Origin of the sequence: Pectobacterium nicotianae (genome assembly GCF_023272715.1) — a bacterium.
In the GTDB taxonomy this organism is placed as follows: Bacteria; Pseudomonadota; Gammaproteobacteria; order Enterobacterales; family Enterobacteriaceae; genus Pectobacterium; species Pectobacterium brasiliense.
Genome location: NZ_CP096821.1, coordinates 1161902 through 1178157, shown reverse-complemented (window position 1 = coordinate 1178157; position 16256 = coordinate 1161902). Strand labels below are relative to the sequence as shown.

The following is a 16256-nucleotide window of genomic DNA, read 5'->3' as shown; positions in this document are numbered from 1 at the left end:
GTGAGATCGCTGTTATTAATAACAGAGGCTGACGGTGGCGTCATCGTATCAAACAGCGATAAATGGGCTTTAATCCTGCGATTAACCTGAGGCGATTGCCATCGCCGATTGTCACCAAAATAAAAACCAACTATTTCAATAAATTGCGATTATAAGTTTTCCGCCTTTTCGTCATTCATTTTTTATCGCAATCAGATGTTTCCCGTAAGAAAACTTGGAACCTCATGGGATATCTGTGATAACGTCATCTGACAACATTTGGAACAGGTTCAACCATGAAAAACTCTGCGCTGGCTCTGCTCCTGCTAAGCCTGATGAGCTTCTCTTCCGCCAGCAAGGCGCTGAATGAATTTGAAGCGGAAGATCTGGCCGATCTGACCGCGATCTTTGTTTATCTGAAAAACCACTGTGGCTATCAAGATCTGCCGAATGAACAGATTCGTCGGACGCTGGTCGCTTTTGCTCAGCAAAACCGCTGGGATCTCAGCAATTACAGCGCGTACGACATGACGGCGATGGGTGAAGACAGCTATCGCGATCTGAGTAAAATCGCTATCCCAACACCGAAGAAATGTCAGTCTCTGGCACGTAATTCACTGGGTCTGCTCTCCTACGCACAGTAGTTCCCCCCTCCTCCGTGCTGACTGAAATTTGACCGTGCAAGCGGCAAAAGAGTCAGCTATGATGGCGCGCCAATTTTCATGGCTGTTATCGCGGAGGAAGCCCTAACATGTCCCAGAAAGAAATTTGGTATGAAACCCTGCATGCCAACTTTGGCCAGTACTTTTCGGTTGATCGCGTGCTGTATCACGAAAAGACCGAGCATCAAGATCTCATCATCTTTGAAAACGACGCATTAGGTCGCGTGATGGCGCTTGACGGCGTGGTGCAAACCACCGAGCGCGATGAATTCATCTATCACGAAATGCTCACCCACGTTCCCCTTCTGTCACACGGCAGCGCCAAACGCGTACTGATTATCGGTGGCGGCGATGGCGGTATGCTACGGGAAGTCTGTCGGCATCGCGGCGTCGAACATATCACAATGGTAGAAATCGATGCCGGCGTGGTGGAATTTTGTCGCCAATATCTGCCCAATCACAGCGCCGGTAGCTATGACGACCCGCGTTTTAATCTGGTGATTGATGATGGCGTTAACTTCGTCAGACAGTGCAACGAAAAATTTGACGTCATTATTTCCGATTGCACCGACCCTATCGGCCCCGGTGAAAGCCTGTTCACCTCCGATTTCTATCAGGGCTGCGCCCGCTGCCTGAACGAAGGCGGGATTTTCGTCGCTCAGAATGGCGTGTGCTTCCTGCAACAGGATGAAGCCGTCGGCAGCCATAAAAAGCTCGGTCACTATTTCAAGGATGTCAGCTTTTATCAGGCAGCGATCCCGACTTATTACGGCGGCATTATGACGTTCGCCTGGGCCAGCAATAACCCTGCGCTGCGTCAGATAGACGCCACCACGCTGCGCCAGCGTTTTGCGCAATCCGCTATCGCCTGTCGCTATTACACGCCTGATGTTCACATCGGCAGCTTTGCCCTGCCACAGTATCTGTTGAGCGCGTTACAAAATGCTCAATAATCCATTACTTAGGGAATCACACAGCCATAAGGGGGTGACGTAAATTGCACAAGCTGAAGCTACACGGCTTTAACAACCTGACGAAAAGCCTGAGTTTTTGTATCTACGATATCTGTTACACCAAAACGGCCGACGATCGCGATGGTTATATCGCCTATATCGACGAACAATATAACGCTAACCGTTTAACAGAAATTCTCACTGAAACCTGCTCAATTATCGGTGCCAACGTCCTTAACATCGCGCGTCAGGACTACGATCCACAAGGTGCCAGCGTGACCATTCTGGTCAGCGAAGAACCCATCGATCCACGAGATGTCGATACCTCAGAACATCCTGGGCCACTGCCCCATTCCGTTGTTGCACATCTGGATAAAAGCCATATCTGCGTTCATACCTATCCGGAAAGTCACCCAGAAGGCGGGCTTTGTACCTTCCGTGCAGATATCGAAGTCTCTACCTGTGGCGTCATTTCGCCGCTGAAGGCGCTGAATTACCTCATCCACCAGCTTGAATCCGATATTGTGACCATCGACTATCGCGTGCGGGGATTTACCCGTGATGTCAACGGCATAAAGCATTTCATCGATCACCAGATCAATTCGGTTCAGAACTTCATGTCCGAGGACATGAAATCGCTCTATCACATGATGGACGTGAACGTGTATCAGGAAAATATCTTCCATACCAAGATGTTATTGAAAGACTTCGACCTGAAACACTACCTGTTCAACGTCAGTCCAGAAGAGCTCAGCGCTGCTGAACGGAAAAGAATTACCGACCTGCTGTATCACGAAATGCAGGAAATCTATTACGGCAGAAACCTGCCCGTTCTGTAATCGATACATATAGGGTGTATCTCTTAGTCACAAATATAAGGGCATCAGGGATTTTGCCGTTATCCGGCGTAAAAATTATGCAGCGGTGCACTTGACCGCCGAGTGAGCGACAGGACGTCGCGAAAGCCAGCGCCATGCAGGGAGCATGTCGCTGGCGGCTCGAAAAGCGGGCATGGACACCGATGGAACCGCGTAGCGGCATAATTTAGCCAGAAGCCAGGGTTCGCAGGGCTGCGGCGACTGAGCGCCCTGCGTCGGGTGCGTGCTATGAAGTAGCATGAAAATGCCGGTATCATTGCGCACGAAATTGTCTCTTAGTCAGCATAAAAAAGCGTTACTAAGAAGCCACCTTTTACCAAAGGAAAGCTGGATTAGTCATGTTGGCTTTTGTCTTTCCCACATTACCCTTCATTTCTTCGCACACTATTTCGTCAAAAATGATGCGCGTCACATTTATTTCTTTCTGCATTTTTTGCTTGCATTCTCTCCCAGCCTTGCTGCATCTGGGTTCGCGTCAATTGGTATAAGGTCAACTAAAAATCATATATCTTGTGTGGTTGAAATTTAAAACACCCACATCTAGTATTCTTTGTGTGGCACTCGCGTAACGGGTCGCTACCCAGTGGATCGGTTCGGGTGCACATGCCCTGAAGATAGCCGCTCCGACATACTTCTTTCACGCCAAAGGGTAAATACGAATCATGCGTATTACTATTTTCACTAAGCCAGATTGTGTTCAATGCAACGCCACATGCCGTGCGCTGGACAAGCAAGGAATTAACTATCAACTGGTGGACTTAACTGAAGATGAACAGGCGTTGCAGCAGGTAAGAGCATTGGGCTATCAACAGGTACCCGTCGTGATGACGGCCGACGATCATTGGAGCGGCTTCCGCCCGGATAAGATCAGTACTCTGAACGCCGCCCTGCAATTGCAGTAAGGGGGCAATATGAACCCGCTGGTCTATTTCTCCAGCCAGTCGGAAAACACGCATCGCTTCATTTCTAGGGTTGGCTTGCCAGCCCTGAGAATCCCGATAGCGACAGAACAGCCTGCATTGAAAGTTGATCGCCCCTATATTCTGGTTGTCCCCAGCTACGGTGGAGGCAGCACGAAAGGGGCTGTGCCGCGTCAGGTCATCATCTTTCTCAACGATCCGCATAATCGCGCTTATCTGCGCGGCGTGATTGCCGCAGGCAATACCAATTTCGGTGCAGCGTACTGCATCGCTGGCGACATCATTGCGCAGAAATGTCAGGTGCCTTACCTGTACCGCTTTGAATTGCTCGGCACGGCAGAAGACGTTGCAAACGTGCGTAAGGGAGTAACTGAATTTTGGCAACAACAGACCACGTGAGTGCAAAGGCAACCAAGGCCGACGCAGATGCCCACTCACTCGATTACCATACACTCGACTACCATGCGCTGAACGCGATGCTTAACCTCTACGACGCAGAGGGGAATATCCAGTTCGAGATGGATAAGCTCGCGGCGCGCCGTTATTTCCTACAGCATGTAAACCAGAACACCGTGTTCTTCCACAATCTGGAAGAAAAGCTGCGTTATCTGGTGGAAGAAGGCTACTACGAAGCGGAAGTGTTAGAGCAATACAGCTTCGATTTCATCAAAAGCCTTTTTCAACAGGCTTACGCTCACAAGTTCCGCTTTCAAACCTTTCTGGGTGCGTTCAAATACTACACCGGCTATACGCTAAAAACCTTTGACGGCAAGCGCTATCTGGAGCGCTACGAAGATCGCGTCTGCCTTGTGGCGTTGACCCTCGCTAAAGGGGACACGGCACTCGCTAGTGCGCTGGTCGATGAGATCATCAGCGGACGCTTCCAGCCCGCCACCCCCACGTTCCTCAACTGCGGTAAAAAGCAGCGCGGCGAACTAGTCTCCTGCTTCCTGCTGCGCATTGAAGACAATATGGAGTCAATTGGCCGAGCAATTAACTCCGCGCTTCAGCTCTCAAAACGCGGCGGCGGCGTGGCCTTCATGCTCAGCAACATCCGCGAAACCGGTGCGCCGATCAAACGTATTGAAAACCAGTCGTCCGGCATTATCCCTATCATGAAAATGCTGGAAGATGCGTTCTCCTACGCCAACCAACTTGGTGCGCGCCAAGGTGCGGGAGCGGTGTACCTCAATGCACACCACCCAGATATTCTGCGTTTTCTGGATACCAAGCGGGAAAATGCCGATGAGAAAATCCGCATCAAGACACTGTCTTTAGGTGTGGTCATCCCCGATATCACGTTCCAGTTGGCGAAGAATAATCAGGTGATGTACCTGTTCTCGCCCTATGATGTCGAGCAAGTTTATGGCGTGCCGCTGTCAGAAATTAGCGTCACCGAAAAATACCATGAGATGGTCAACGACAAGCGCATCCGTAAATCCCAAATTAAGGCGCGCGAATTCTTCCAGATCCTCGCCGAAATCCAGTTCGAGTCCGGTTATCCCTACATGATGTTTGAGGATACGGTGAACCGCGCGAACCCGATTCACGGCCGTATCAATATGAGTAACCTGTGCTCTGAGATTTTGCAGGTCAACGAGGCCAGTCTGTACGACGACGATCTTGGCTACAGCCACATTGGCAAGGATATCTCCTGTAACCTTGGATCGATGAATATTGCCAACGCGATGGCCTCGCCCGATTTCGGCCAGACGGTTGAAATGGCGATCCGCGCGCTGACCGCCGTTTCCGATATGAGCCACATCAGCTCCGTGCCGTCCATCGAAAAAGGCAACGACCAATCACATGCGATTGGTTTAGGTCAGATGAACCTGCACGGCTATCTGGCGAAAGAGCGTATTTTTTACGGTACAGAAGAAGCCGTCGATTTCACTAATATCTATTTCTACACCGTCGCTTTCCACGCAATTCGGGCATCAAATGCGTTAGCGATAGAGCGGAACCAGCGCTTCTCAGGCTTTGAACTCTCAAAATACGCCACGGGTGAGTATTTTGATAAGTACATCGAGCAAATCTGGGAACCCACAACAACACGCGCACGTGAGCTGTTTGAACAGGCTGGCATCCGCATTCCTACTCAGCAAGATTGGGCGTCGCTGCGCGAATCCGTGATGGCGCACGGCATTTATAACCAGAACTTGCAGGCAGTTCCGCCGACCGGTTCGATTTCATATATCAACCACTCGACGTCCAGCATCCACCCGATTGTGTCACGTATCGAAATTCGTAAAGAGGGCAAGATTGGTCGCGTCTACTACCCCGCCCCTTACATGAACAATAACAATCTGGAGTATTACCAGGATGCCTATGAGATTGGGCCGCAGAAGATTATCGACACCTATGCCGCCGCGACGCAGCACGTCGATCAGGGGCTGTCGCTGACGCTGTTTTTCCGCGATACCGCTACCACGCGCGACATCAATAAAGCGCAGATCTATGCCTGGACCAAAGGCATTAAGACTATTTATTACATTCGTATACGGCAGATGGCGCTGGAAGGCACCGAAGTTCAGGGCTGTGTGTCCTGTGCGCTCTAAGCCATCGCGGAAGGAAATCGAAGCATGACCGCACTCACTCGCGTCCAGGCGATTAACTGGAACAAAATTGAAGACGACAAAGATTTGGAAGTCTGGAACCGGCTGACGTCTAACTTCTGGCTTCCGGAAAAGGTGCCACTTTCTAACGATATTCCGTCGTGGAGTACGCTCAATGCCCGCGAGCGTCAGTTGACGATCCGTGTCTTCACTGGACTAACGCTGTTAGATACCATCCAAAATACGCTAGGCGCACCAACACTCATGCCCGATGCTGTGACGCCACATGAAGAAGCCGTGCTGTCTAACATCAGCTTTATGGAAGCGGTGCATGCTCGTTCGTACAGCTCTATTTTCTCGACGCTGTGTCTAACCAGCGAAGTTGATGATGCGTATCGATGGAGCGAAGAGAATACGGCGCTACAGAAAAAGTCCGACATTATTCTGTCGCACTACCGCAGTGACGATCCGCTGATGAAGAAAGTCGCCAGCGTGTTTCTGGAGTCATTCCTGTTCTACTCGGGGTTCTACCTGCCTATGTACTGGTCAAGCCGTGCCAAGCTGACCAACACGGCGGATTTGATCCGGCTTATCATCCGCGATGAAGCGGTACACGGCTACTATATTGGCTACAAATTCCAGCGCGGCTTAGCGAAGGCCGATCCTGCTCATCAGCAGCAGGTGAAAAATTTCGCCTACGATCTGCTACAGGACTTGTATGACAATGAGGTGTTATATACACAGGAACTCTATGACGGCGTCGGCTGGACGGAAGATGTGAAGAAATTCCTCCACTACAACGCGAACAAAGCGCTGATGAATCTGGGCTATGAAGCGTTGTTCCCCGCCAGCATGACGGATGTGAATCCCGCGATTCTCTCAGCGCTATCGCCAAACGCGGATGAGAACCACGACTTCTTCTCTGGCTCGGGTTCATCTTATGTGATCGGTAAAGCCGTCAATACTGAAGACGAAGACTGGGACTTCTAAAAAAACGGCCGCTGCTTTTCGGGTGGCCGCATTTTTCCCCAAACGCTTCTCTACAGTCTTTTTTCGATAAACCCAGAAATGAAAAAACCCTGAACCATTTCTGATTCAGGGCTTTCATATAAGTGGCGGAACGGACGGGGCTCGAACCCGCGACCCCCTGCGTGACAGGCAGGTATTCTAACCAACTGAACTACCGCTCCACTCGTGCTCACTGAGCGGGATGAATACTAAGATGACGGCACTATTACGTCAATGCTTTTTATAACTAACCGTTTCTGTTTGCTTATAATTTCATCTTGATGGCTATTCTCTCGCCCGCAACGCGATCAACCGATTCTTTTTACTGCGTAGAGGGCGAATATCGCAGCGGCGCTATTCTGCCCGCCACAGGCAACTCCCGCCTTTTTTAGCAATCAGATCGAGACGTTGTTCATGCGCTAATAGCTCTGCCTCATCAGCGTAAAGTACCTTTAACGCCGATTGAGGGCGGACGATTCTCTGGATCGTTTCGGTATTCTCGCTCTTCTGCTGCGTTTCACCTTCCATCGAAAAAGTCAGTGACGTCTGACCACCGGTCATCGCCAGATAAACTTCTGCCAGAATCTCGGCATCGAGCAATGCGCCGTGCAGCGTACGCTTGCTGTTATCTATCTGGTAGCGATCGCAGAGCGCATCCAAACTGTTACGCTTACCGGGAAAGATCTTCCGCGCCATTAACAGGCTATCGGTGATCTTACAGAACGTCTCCGTCTTAGGAAGATCTCGGTTCAGCAGCCGAAATTCGTAATCCATAAAGCCGATATCAAACGTTGCGTTATGGATGACCAGCTCTGCGCCACGGATAAAATCGAGAAAATCATCCACGATATCCGCATACGTCGGCTTGTCAGCCAGAAACTCATCGCTAATACCATGTACGTTATACGCTTCGGGATCCACTAAACGATCGGGTTTGATATAGACGTGAAAATGACGGCCAGTCAGGCGGCGGTTAATCACTTCAACCGCACCGATCTCGATAATTTTATGCCCTTCATAGTGAACCCCCAGCATATTCATACCGGTGGTTTCTGTATCCAGGACGATTTGTCGCGTAATTTCAGTGCTCATCGTTTTCGTTTATGTCAGACTTGCCGTTTTTACCATAAGGGAGAGTCTACCAGAGATGCGCAAACAGGTAGAAATTTTCACCGACGGATCTTGCCTCGGTAATCCCGGCCCCGGCGGCTATGGCGCCCTGCTGCGCTACAAGCAGCACGAAAAAGCATTGAGTGCTGGTTATCGTCTTACGACGAATAACAGGATGGAGCTGATGGCCGCAATTGCAGCGCTTGAAACACTGACCACTGACTGTGACGTCGTACTCAGCACAGACAGTCAATATGTTCGTCAGGGAATCACCAGTTGGATTCATAACTGGAAAAAGCGAGGTTGGAAAACCGCCGATAAAAAACCGGTCAAGAACGTCGATCTCTGGCAAAGACTGGATACTGCGATTCAGCGCCATTCCGTGCGCTGGGAATGGGTAAAAGGGCACGCCGGGCATCCAGAAAACGAGCGCTGCGATGAACTTGCTCGCGCCGCCGCCAGTGCACCAACGCTTGATGACAGCGGTTATCAGGCTGAGTAAATCACCGTAGGCGTCCGCCTCATCTTCGATATATCTTTGTTGCGCCCACCGTGCGGCGCACTGATGCTTTGCGCAATCTCGCCCTCATCGGCGTAAACGTCAGCGGAATTGTGCGCTTCCGGGCAATAATCAGCGTCAGACACCCCAGCATCGGAATATGTTTATTCAACTTCCCTTTGTTTCTTCGCCATGGCGTAACGTGAAAATGGGTCTGATCGATAACCTCATAGTTCAATAGTCCCAGCCAGTCCGTAATACGCATTTGAGTAAACATGCGGCTGCAATAAGGATGTTTTTTATTGAGTCTGGGGATCAGTTTACCCAAGCCAACCAGGCTGATCGGATTAAACGTGCTCAGGATTAACCAACCATCATCGATCAAGACACGATCAACCTCCCGCAGAATACGATGCGGGTCCGATGAATATGACAGCGTTTGAGCAAGCAGGCAGGCGTCGATCGACTTTTCAGAGAACGGTAATTGATGAGCATCTGCGATGACCTGAAGATTATCGCCGTGTGGAGCAACATTAACCTGATGCGCAATCGCACACTCTGTTACATGGATTTCCGCGCTTAGCGCCCCGACCTTGATAAGATGAAAACCAAAGAGTTTTGGCCACCATGGCAACAAAGCCAGTTCAATCGACTCGCGATAAAATTGCCCACAGGTGATATCATCCCATGAATCAGGTGCAACAATGGTCTGAGGGGTTCGTGCCAATTTCATCTTCTGTTCTCGTCCTCAGGCTGCTAGAAAAAAGAGGTGATGAATGAATCTTATCAGTATCCCCGCACTTCAGGACAACTACATTTGGCTATTGAGCAATAAAGAAAATCGCTGTGTGATCGTCGATCCTGGTGAGGCTCTCCCGGTGCTTAATGCGCTCGATCAGCATTCACTTTTCCCCGAAGCAATCTTGCTCACTCACCATCATAACGACCATGTAGGAGGCGTCAGCAAGCTCCTCAAGCATTACCCTAATCTGCCTGTTTTTGGCCCAAAAGAAACCGCTAAATGCGGCGCAACCTACCTGGTGGAAGAAGGAAATGCCGTCTCTTTGTTAAATTCGGAATTTTCTGTAATTGAGGTTCCAGGACACACATCTGGTCATATTGCCTACTACAGTGCGCCATTTTTGTTCTGTGGCGATACCCTATTTTCAGCGGGATGCGGTCGTATTTTTGAAGGAACACCGAGGCAAATGCATGAATCTATTCAAAAAATAGCAGAACTCCCTGATGATACGATAGTGTGCTGCGCTCATGAATACACGCTATCAAACTTAAAATTTTCTAATGCGATATTGCCAGAAGATCCCATTATTGAAGCTTATCTCCATGAAATCAGTCAGATACGAGAAAAATCACAGTCTAGTTTACCAACGACATTAGGGCTGGAGAGAAGAATCAATCTATTCCTCCGCTGTCATGAAATTGATTTAAAAAGGAAATTGTCAAAGGAACCTGAAAATATAGAGAATTGGCAAGTTTTTGAGATGCTACGTAGCAAGAAAGACTGCTTCTGAAGGTTTAGGTTGTGCTATTCATCTAATCAAAGTATCCTTGCTCGTCTTTTAAGCAACTATTGACCAACATATGAAGGCTAAAGCGATACTCATCGCCTCAGTCTTGCTGGCGGGTTGTCAGGTCTCACCACATGACACCTCGCAACCTAAACAGCATGCACAGAGTTTGTCTTCGGCAAGTCAAAGTGAAGCAGGAAAGTACACAGGTGGTCGAGAGGCCTCAGCGCGATGGCTAGATGACGATAGCCTCGCGCAACGAGATCTGTGGAACTTCATTGGCGACGAGCTGAAGATGGAGGTTCCGGAAAACGCCCGGATCCGCGAGCAAAAAATGCGTTATTTGAAAAATAAGAGCTATCTCCACGATGTAACATTACGGGCAGAGCCGTACATGTACTGGATAGTCGAGCAGATTAAGCAACGTAAAATGCCGATGGAACTGGTACTGCTACCCATAGTGGAGAGCGCTTTTGATCCAAGTGCCACATCATCCGCCAATGCCGCTGGGCTATGGCAGATTATCCCTGGCACAGGACGCAATTATGGTTTGAAACAAAACCAGTGGTACGACGGACGTCGCGACGTGATTGCGTCTACGACGGCTGCGCTGGATATGATGCAACGACTCAACACGATGTTTGATGGCGACTGGTTATTGACCGTTGCTGCATACAACAGTGGTGAAGGTCGCGTCATGCAGGCGATGAAAGCGAATAAAGCGAAAGGAAAATCAACCAGCTTCTGGGCGCTGGCGTTACCGCGGGAAACGTCAATCTATGTGCCTAAGATGCTGGCTTTGAGCGATATTCTTAAAAACAGCAAGAAGTATGGCGTGAGTCTGCCGCAACCCAATGAAAGCCGCGCATTAGCAAAGGTTGAGCTGGGGCAGCAGATAGAGTTGACGCAAGCTGCTGAGATGGCTGGTTTGTCGTTGAATAAGCTGAAGAGCTATAACTCGGGCTATAAACGTAATGTTACCGCGCCAAATGGGCCACATTACATTATGGTTCCTAAAGCTCACGTTGAGCAGTTGAAAGATTCACTGGCTGATGGTGACATCGCAGCGATTCAACCAACACGCTTAGCGCAAACGCAGCCAACACCAGCATCACAGCAGTATAAGGTACGCTCGGGTGATACCTTATCAGCCATTGCGGCACGGCTTAATGTCAGCACGAAAGATTTGCAGAGCTGGAACAATCTGCGTAGCGCTGGTGCGCTCAAGGTTGGCCAGACGTTGCAAGTTGCCAAAGCTTCAGGCAATAGCAGTTCTATCACCTACCAGGTTAGAAAGGGTGATTCACTGGCGAGCATTGCTAAACGGCACGGCGTAAATATCGCTGATGTGATGCGCTGGAATACGGTTATCAACAAGAATGCCAACATCCAGCCAGGCGATCGTCTGACGCTTTATGTTAGCAGCAATATAAAACCTGATTCTTAATGTCATATCAGAATTAGTAACGATAAGCAGCCCTCTACATTTGTGGAGGGCTGTTTTTTTATAGCGATTAACTCAGGCTAAATTCAACGAGCAGTGGGTTATGATCTGAGGCCTGAGTCACCAATACAGAAGACTGGTTAACGGTCAGCTCACGGTAAAAGACGAAATCGAGCGGGCGACCAAACGCCTTTCGCCGTTGGTCATCAACGAATTGTACCTCCTGCAATCCCATCCTTGTCGCAAACCGATTCAGTGCATTAATACGCTGTTGACTCCACGCATTAAAATCTCCGGCCATAATAGCTGGCCCCTGATGATGTACGAGTTGTTCCCCAATCGCAGCCAACTGCTTGGTATAAACTTCAACACCAAAACTAAAGTTAACCGCATGGATATTGATAACCATCAGCCTCTGGCCATTCTGAAGCGCGTAGACGGTCACCAACGAGGACTTAGCCAAACGCAACAGGGGTTCCCTTTCACGTAAAGGACAGCAATATACTGGCTGAGCTGCTGATAGCGTCATCACACCAGATGGATGCTGCGGGAGAATAATGGCAGGAACCTGATCGGCAGAAAGGTAGTTAGTGGTTGCGAAACGGATGAGTTCTGGCGTGCTTTGCGCTTCCTGCAACAGAACTAGCTGGGTACCTTTACCGAAATTCTGCAACACGGAAAGCCAGTTCATTCGTTGTTGCTTAAAAATGTTCCACACCATGACGCGTAAAACATCGCCCTCCAGCAACAATGAGCCTGTCGGTAGCACTTGTCCCGGATAATGCATTTCCCCAGGAGGAAAGATACGTTCAGCTGGTTGGCCGGCAACATACCTCATTGCATAGGTTCTTTTCCGCACGCCTAATCCACTATCGGTTTCAATACTCTAAATACCCTATCAAAAAAGAGCACTCTTCTGTTATAGAATTTTATCGCAGACTTACAATGTACGCTCGGCGATAGGGTAGGAAAAATGAAGTGATCAGCAAAAACAAAAAAGAAGAGAAGGAGAAAGGAATGAATTTATATATAAATTCTAATATTCAGAAATGAAAAAGCCCTAAGCGTTAACTTAGGGCTTTTTCATAATAAGTGGCGGAACGGACGGGGCTCGAACCCGCGACCCCCTGCGTGACAGGCAGGTATTCTAACCAACTGAACTACCGCTCCACCGAATTTCTCTACAACCACCAGATCGCTCTGGCTTACTGCTTAATTTGATGCCTGGCAGTTCCCTACTCTCACATGGGGAAGCCCCACACTACCATCGGCGCTACGGCGTTTCACTTCTGAGTTCGGCATGGGGTCAGGTGGGACCACCGCGCTATCGCCGCCAGGCAAATTCTGTTTCATTCCAGCCGTTACTATGGTGACTTTATCTTTCTCGTCATCACGCAACCACCAGAACCAATCTCTGAACAAGCTGAACATCGTTCTCTATGAGTCTTTCATCACCCACAAAACACCTTCGGTGTTGTAAGGTTAAGCCTCTCGGGTCATTAGTACTGGTTAGCTCAACGTATCGCTACGCTTACACACCCAGCCTATCTACGTCGTCGTCTTCAACGGCCCTTCAGGGGCATCTAGTGCCCAGGGAAGACTCATCTCGAGGCAAGTTTCCCGCTTAGATGCTTTCAGCGGTTATCTCTTCCGCACTTAGCTACCGGGCAATGCAATTGGCATCACAACCCGTACACCAGTGGTGCGTTCACTCCGGTCCTCTCGTACTAGGAGCAACCCCTCTCAATCTTCCAACGCCCACGGCAGATAGGGACCGAACTGTCTCACGACGTTCTAAACCCAGCTCGCGTACCACTTTAAATGGCGAACAGCCATACCCTTGGGACCTACTTCAGCCCCAGGATGTGATGAGCCGACATCGAGGTGCCAAACACCGCCGTCGATATGAACTCTTGGGCGGTATCAGCCTGTTATCCCCGGAGTACCTTTTATCCGTTGAGCGATGGCCCTTCCATTCAGAACCACCGGATCACTAAGACCTGCTTTCGCACCTGCTCGAGCTGTCACTCTCGCAGTCAAGCTAGCTTATGCCTTTGCACTAACCTCCTGATGTCCGACCAGGATTAGCTAACCTTCGTGCTCCTCCGTTACGCTTTGGGAGGAGACCGCCCCAGTCAAACTACCCACCAGACACTGTCCGCAACCCGGATTACGGGTCCACGTTAGAACATCAAACATTAAAGGGTGGTATTTCAAGGTTGGCTCCACGCAGACTGGCGTCCACGCTTCAAAGCCTCCCACCTATCCTACACATCAAGGCTCAAGGTTCAGTGTCAAGCTATAGTAAAGGTTCACGGGGTCTTTCCGTCTTGCCGCGGGTACACTGCATCTTCACAGCGAGTTCAATTTCACTGAGTCTCGGGTGGAGACAGCCTGGCCATCATTACGCCATTCGTGCAGGTCGGAACTTACCCGACAAGGAATTTCGCTACCTTAGGACCGTTATAGTTACGGCCGCCGTTTACCGGGGCTTCGATCAAGAGCTTCGCCTTGCGGCTGACCCCATCAATTAACCTTCCGGCACCGGGCAGGCGTCACACCGTATACGTCCACTTTCGTGTTTGCACAGTGCTGTGTTTTTATTAAACAGTTGCAGCCAGCTGGTATCTTCGACTGATTTCAGCTCCATGAGCAAGTCACTTCACCTACCATCAGCGTGCCTTCTCCCGAAGTTACGGCACCATTTTGCCTAGTTCCTTCACCCGAGTTCTCTCAAGCGCCTGAGTATTCTCTACCTGACCACCTGTGTCGGTTTGGGGTACGATTTGATGTTACCTGGAGCTTAGAGGCTTTTCCTGGAAGCGTAGCATCGGTTACTTCATCACCGTAGTGACTCGTCATCACGCCTCAGTGTTAACGATGACCCGGATTTACCAAAGTCACCCACCTTCACGCTTAAACCGGGACAACCGTCGCCCGGATAACCTAGCTTTCTCCGTCCCCCCTTCGCAGTAACACCGAGTACAGGAATATTAACCTGTTTCCCATCGACTACGCTTTTCAGCCTCGCCTTAGGGGTCGACTCACCCTGCCCCGATTAACGTTGGACAGGAACCCTTGGTCTTCCGGCGTGCGGGTTTTTCACCCGCATTATCGTTACTTATGTCAGCATTCGCACTTCTGATACCTCCAGCAGCCCTCACAGGCCACCTTCGCAGGCTTACAGAACGCTCCCCTACCCAACAACACCTAAGTGTCGCTGCCGCAGCTTCGGTGCATGGTTTAGCCCCGTTACATCTTCCGCGCAGGCCGACTCGACCAGTGAGCTATTACGCTTTCTTTAAATGATGGCTGCTTCTAAGCCAACATCCTGGCTGTCTATGCCTTCCCACATCGTTTCCCACTTAACCATGACTTTGGGACCTTAGCTGGCGGTCTGGGTTGTTTCCCTCTTCACGACGAACGTTAGCACCCGCCGTGTGTCTCCCGTGATAACATTCTTCGGTATTCGTAGTTTGCATCGGGTTGGTAAGTCGGGATGACCCCCTAGCCGAAACAGTGCTCTACCCCCGAAGATGAATTCACGAGGCGCTACCTAAATAGCTTTCGGGGAGAACCAGCTATCTCCCGGTTTGATTGGCCTTTCACCCCCAGCCACAAGTCATCCGCTAATTTTTCAACATTAGTCGGTTCGGTCCTCCAGTTAGTGTTACCCAACCTTCAACCTGCCCATGGCTAGATCACCGGGTTTCGGGTCTATACCCTGCAACTTAACGCCCAGTTAAGACTCGGTTTCCCTGCGGCTCCCCTATACGGTTAACCTTGCTACAGAATATAAGTCGCTGACCCATTATACAAAAGGTACGCAGTCACCTAACAAGTAGGCTCCCACTGCTTGTACGTACACGGTTTCAGGTTCTATTTCACTCCCCTCGCCGGGGTTCTTTTCGCCTTTCCCTCACGGTACTGGTTCACTATCGGTCAGTCAGGAGTATTTAGCCTTGGAGGATGGTCCCCCCATATTCAGACAGGATGTCACGTGTCCCGCCCTACTCATCGAACTCACAATTCGTGCATTTTTGTGTACGGGACTATCACCCTTTACTGTGCGACTTTCCAGACGCTTCCACTAACACACAAACTGATTCAGGTTCTGGGCTCCTCCCCGTTCGCTCGCCGCTACTGGGGGAATCTCGGTTGATTTCTTTTCCTCGGGGTACTGAGATGTTTCAGTTCCCCCGGTTCGCCTCATGACACTATGTATTCATGTCATGATAGTGTGTCGAAACACACTGGGTTTCCCCATTCGGGTATCGTCGGGTATAACGCTTCATATCAGCTTACCGACGCTTATCGCAGATTAGCACGCCCTTCATCGCCTCTGACTGCCTAGGCATCCACCGTGTACGCTTAGTCGCTTAACCTCACAACCCGAAGATGTTTCGATTGAATCATCATCGCGCTGCGATTATTTGAGAGACTCATTGACAGACTGATTCACCACGACACGCCCGAAGGCCGTCATGCATGTTCAGCTGTCATGTTTCAATTTTCAGCTTGTTCCAGATTGTTAAAGAGCAATATCGTAAACATGACTCCGAAGAATCATCTTTAAGATATTCGTGATAATGTCTTTCACTCATTATCGGATTGGCGTCCCCAAGGGGATTCGAACCCCTGTTACAGCCGTGAAAGGGCAGTGTCCTAGGCCTCTAGACGATGGGGACACGAAAAATCCGCACCAGGTCATAAACCCGG

13 protein-coding genes, 3 tRNA genes and 2 rRNA genes are annotated in these 16256 nt (G+C 49.9%); 10 read left to right on the top strand and 8 right to left on the bottom strand.

Annotation, left to right across the window (positions count from 1 at the left end; genetic code table 11):
- Positions 1-275 precede the first annotated feature (275 nt).
- The 7 genes from MYB54_RS05205 to nrdF all read left to right on the top strand — a co-directional run bounded on the left by MYB54_RS05205 (position 276) and on the right by nrdF (position 6937).
- Positions 276-623: a YacC family pilotin-like protein gene (locus MYB54_RS05205; RefSeq protein WP_010280797.1), complete on the top strand. Its 348-nt coding sequence runs from the start codon at positions 276-278 to the stop codon at positions 621-623.
- A 107-nt stretch (positions 624-730) separates the two neighbouring features.
- The gene (speE, locus tag MYB54_RS05200) at positions 731-1594 is read left to right on the top strand and encodes a polyamine aminopropyltransferase (RefSeq protein ID WP_205594733.1); all 864 of its coding nucleotides are present in this window, start codon (positions 731-733) and stop codon (positions 1592-1594) included.
- Positions 1595-1638: 44 nt separating this feature from the next.
- The gene (gene speD, locus MYB54_RS05195) at positions 1639-2433 is read left to right on the top strand and encodes an adenosylmethionine decarboxylase (protein WP_014916293.1); all 795 of its coding nucleotides are present in this window, start codon (positions 1639-1641) and stop codon (positions 2431-2433) included.
- Positions 2434-3134: 701 nt separating this feature from the next.
- Positions 3135-3374, top strand: coding sequence for a glutaredoxin-like protein NrdH (gene nrdH / locus MYB54_RS05190; RefSeq protein ID WP_014916295.1), 240 nt, complete (start codon positions 3135-3137; stop codon positions 3372-3374).
- A gap of 9 nt (positions 3375-3383) precedes the next feature.
- A complete protein-coding gene (nrdI, locus tag MYB54_RS05185) occupies positions 3384-3791 on the top strand; it encodes a class Ib ribonucleoside-diphosphate reductase assembly flavoprotein NrdI (protein ID WP_010280810.1) in 408 nt (135 codons plus the stop codon).
- 77 nt (positions 3792-3868) lie between these two features.
- The gene (nrdE, locus tag MYB54_RS05180) at positions 3869-5950 is read left to right on the top strand and encodes a class 1b ribonucleoside-diphosphate reductase subunit alpha (protein WP_248721948.1); all 2082 of its coding nucleotides are present in this window, start codon (positions 3869-3871) and stop codon (positions 5948-5950) included.
- A 24-nt stretch (positions 5951-5974) separates the two neighbouring features.
- Entirely contained in the window at positions 5975-6937 is a 963-nt protein-coding gene (nrdF, locus tag MYB54_RS05175; RefSeq protein WP_248721594.1) for a class 1b ribonucleoside-diphosphate reductase subunit beta, read from the top strand.
- Positions 6938-7060: 123 nt separating this feature from the next.
- Here the strand turns inward: nrdF and MYB54_RS05170 are convergent.
- Both MYB54_RS05170 and dnaQ read right to left on the bottom strand, forming a co-directional pair.
- Positions 7061-7137 (bottom strand) — tRNA-Asp (locus tag MYB54_RS05170).
- Between the two features lie 172 nt (positions 7138-7309).
- Entirely contained in the window at positions 7310-8047 is a 738-nt protein-coding gene (dnaQ, locus tag MYB54_RS05165) for a DNA polymerase III subunit epsilon (protein ID WP_039280690.1), read from the bottom strand.
- Positions 8048-8102: 55 nt separating this feature from the next.
- Between dnaQ and rnhA the strand changes: the two genes are divergently transcribed.
- Positions 8103-8567 (top strand): ribonuclease HI, encoded by a 465-nt coding sequence (rnhA, locus tag MYB54_RS05160; protein WP_510375062.1) that lies wholly within the window; start codon positions 8103-8105, stop codon positions 8565-8567.
- Positions 8568-8586: 19 nt separating this feature from the next.
- Here the strand turns inward: rnhA and MYB54_RS05155 are convergent, their stop codons facing one another.
- Complete coding sequence (locus MYB54_RS05155) at positions 8587-9297, bottom strand: class I SAM-dependent methyltransferase (protein WP_010309446.1); 711 nt, start codon at positions 9295-9297, stop codon at positions 8587-8589.
- Positions 9298-9340: 43 nt separating this feature from the next.
- On the opposite strand from MYB54_RS05155, the gene gloB reads away from it, so the two are divergent.
- Together gloB and mltD are read left to right on the top strand one after the other, a co-directional pair.
- A complete protein-coding gene (gene gloB, locus MYB54_RS05150; RefSeq protein ID WP_248721592.1) occupies positions 9341-10096 on the top strand; it encodes a hydroxyacylglutathione hydrolase in 756 nt (251 codons plus the stop codon).
- 70 nt (positions 10097-10166) lie between these two features.
- A complete protein-coding gene (gene mltD, locus MYB54_RS05145; protein WP_039281742.1) occupies positions 10167-11540 on the top strand; it encodes a murein transglycosylase D in 1374 nt (457 codons plus the stop codon).
- Positions 11541-11607: 67 nt separating this feature from the next.
- On the opposite strand, the gene MYB54_RS05140 is transcribed toward mltD, so the two are convergent.
- The 5 genes from MYB54_RS05140 to MYB54_RS05120 all read right to left on the bottom strand — a co-directional run bounded on the left by MYB54_RS05140 (position 11608) and on the right by MYB54_RS05120 (position 16225).
- Positions 11608-12396: an endonuclease/exonuclease/phosphatase family protein gene (locus MYB54_RS05140; protein WP_039281746.1), complete on the bottom strand. Its 789-nt coding sequence runs from the start codon at positions 12394-12396 to the stop codon at positions 11608-11610.
- A gap of 234 nt (positions 12397-12630) precedes the next feature.
- Positions 12631-12707 (bottom strand) — tRNA-Asp (locus MYB54_RS05135).
- Between the two features lie 52 nt (positions 12708-12759).
- Positions 12760-12875, bottom strand: a 5S ribosomal RNA gene (gene rrf / locus MYB54_RS05130).
- Between the two features lie 140 nt (positions 12876-13015).
- Positions 13016-15922, bottom strand: a 23S ribosomal RNA gene (locus MYB54_RS05125).
- Between the two features lie 227 nt (positions 15923-16149).
- Positions 16150-16225: transfer RNA gene (locus tag MYB54_RS05120), tRNA-Glu, on the bottom strand.
- Positions 16226-16256 lie beyond the last annotated feature (31 nt).

Coding starts and splice junctions, on each gene's coding strand:
- MYB54_RS05205 (WP_010280797.1), top strand. CDS start 276: ATGAAAAACTCTGCGCTGGCTCTGCTCCTGCTAAGCCTGATGAGCTTC.
- speE (WP_205594733.1), top strand. CDS start 731: ATGTCCCAGAAAGAAATTTGGTATGAAACCCTGCATGCCAACTTTGGC.
- nrdH (WP_014916295.1), top strand. CDS start 3,135: ATGCGTATTACTATTTTCACTAAGCCAGATTGTGTTCAATGCAACGCC.
- nrdI (WP_010280810.1), top strand. CDS start 3,384: ATGAACCCGCTGGTCTATTTCTCCAGCCAGTCGGAAAACACGCATCGC.
- nrdE (WP_248721948.1), top strand. CDS start 3,869: ATGCTTAACCTCTACGACGCAGAGGGGAATATCCAGTTCGAGATGGAT.
- nrdF (WP_248721594.1), top strand. CDS start 5,975: ATGACCGCACTCACTCGCGTCCAGGCGATTAACTGGAACAAAATTGAA.
- dnaQ (WP_039280690.1), bottom strand. CDS start 8,047: ATGAGCACTGAAATTACGCGACAAATCGTCCTGGATACAGAAACCACC.
- rnhA (WP_510375062.1), top strand. CDS start 8,103: ATGCGCAAACAGGTAGAAATTTTCACCGACGGATCTTGCCTCGGTAAT.
- MYB54_RS05155 (WP_010309446.1), bottom strand. CDS start 9,297: ATGAAATTGGCACGAACCCCTCAGACCATTGTTGCACCTGATTCATGG.
- gloB (WP_248721592.1), top strand. CDS start 9,341: ATGAATCTTATCAGTATCCCCGCACTTCAGGACAACTACATTTGGCTA.
- mltD (WP_039281742.1), top strand. CDS start 10,167: ATGAAGGCTAAAGCGATACTCATCGCCTCAGTCTTGCTGGCGGGTTGT.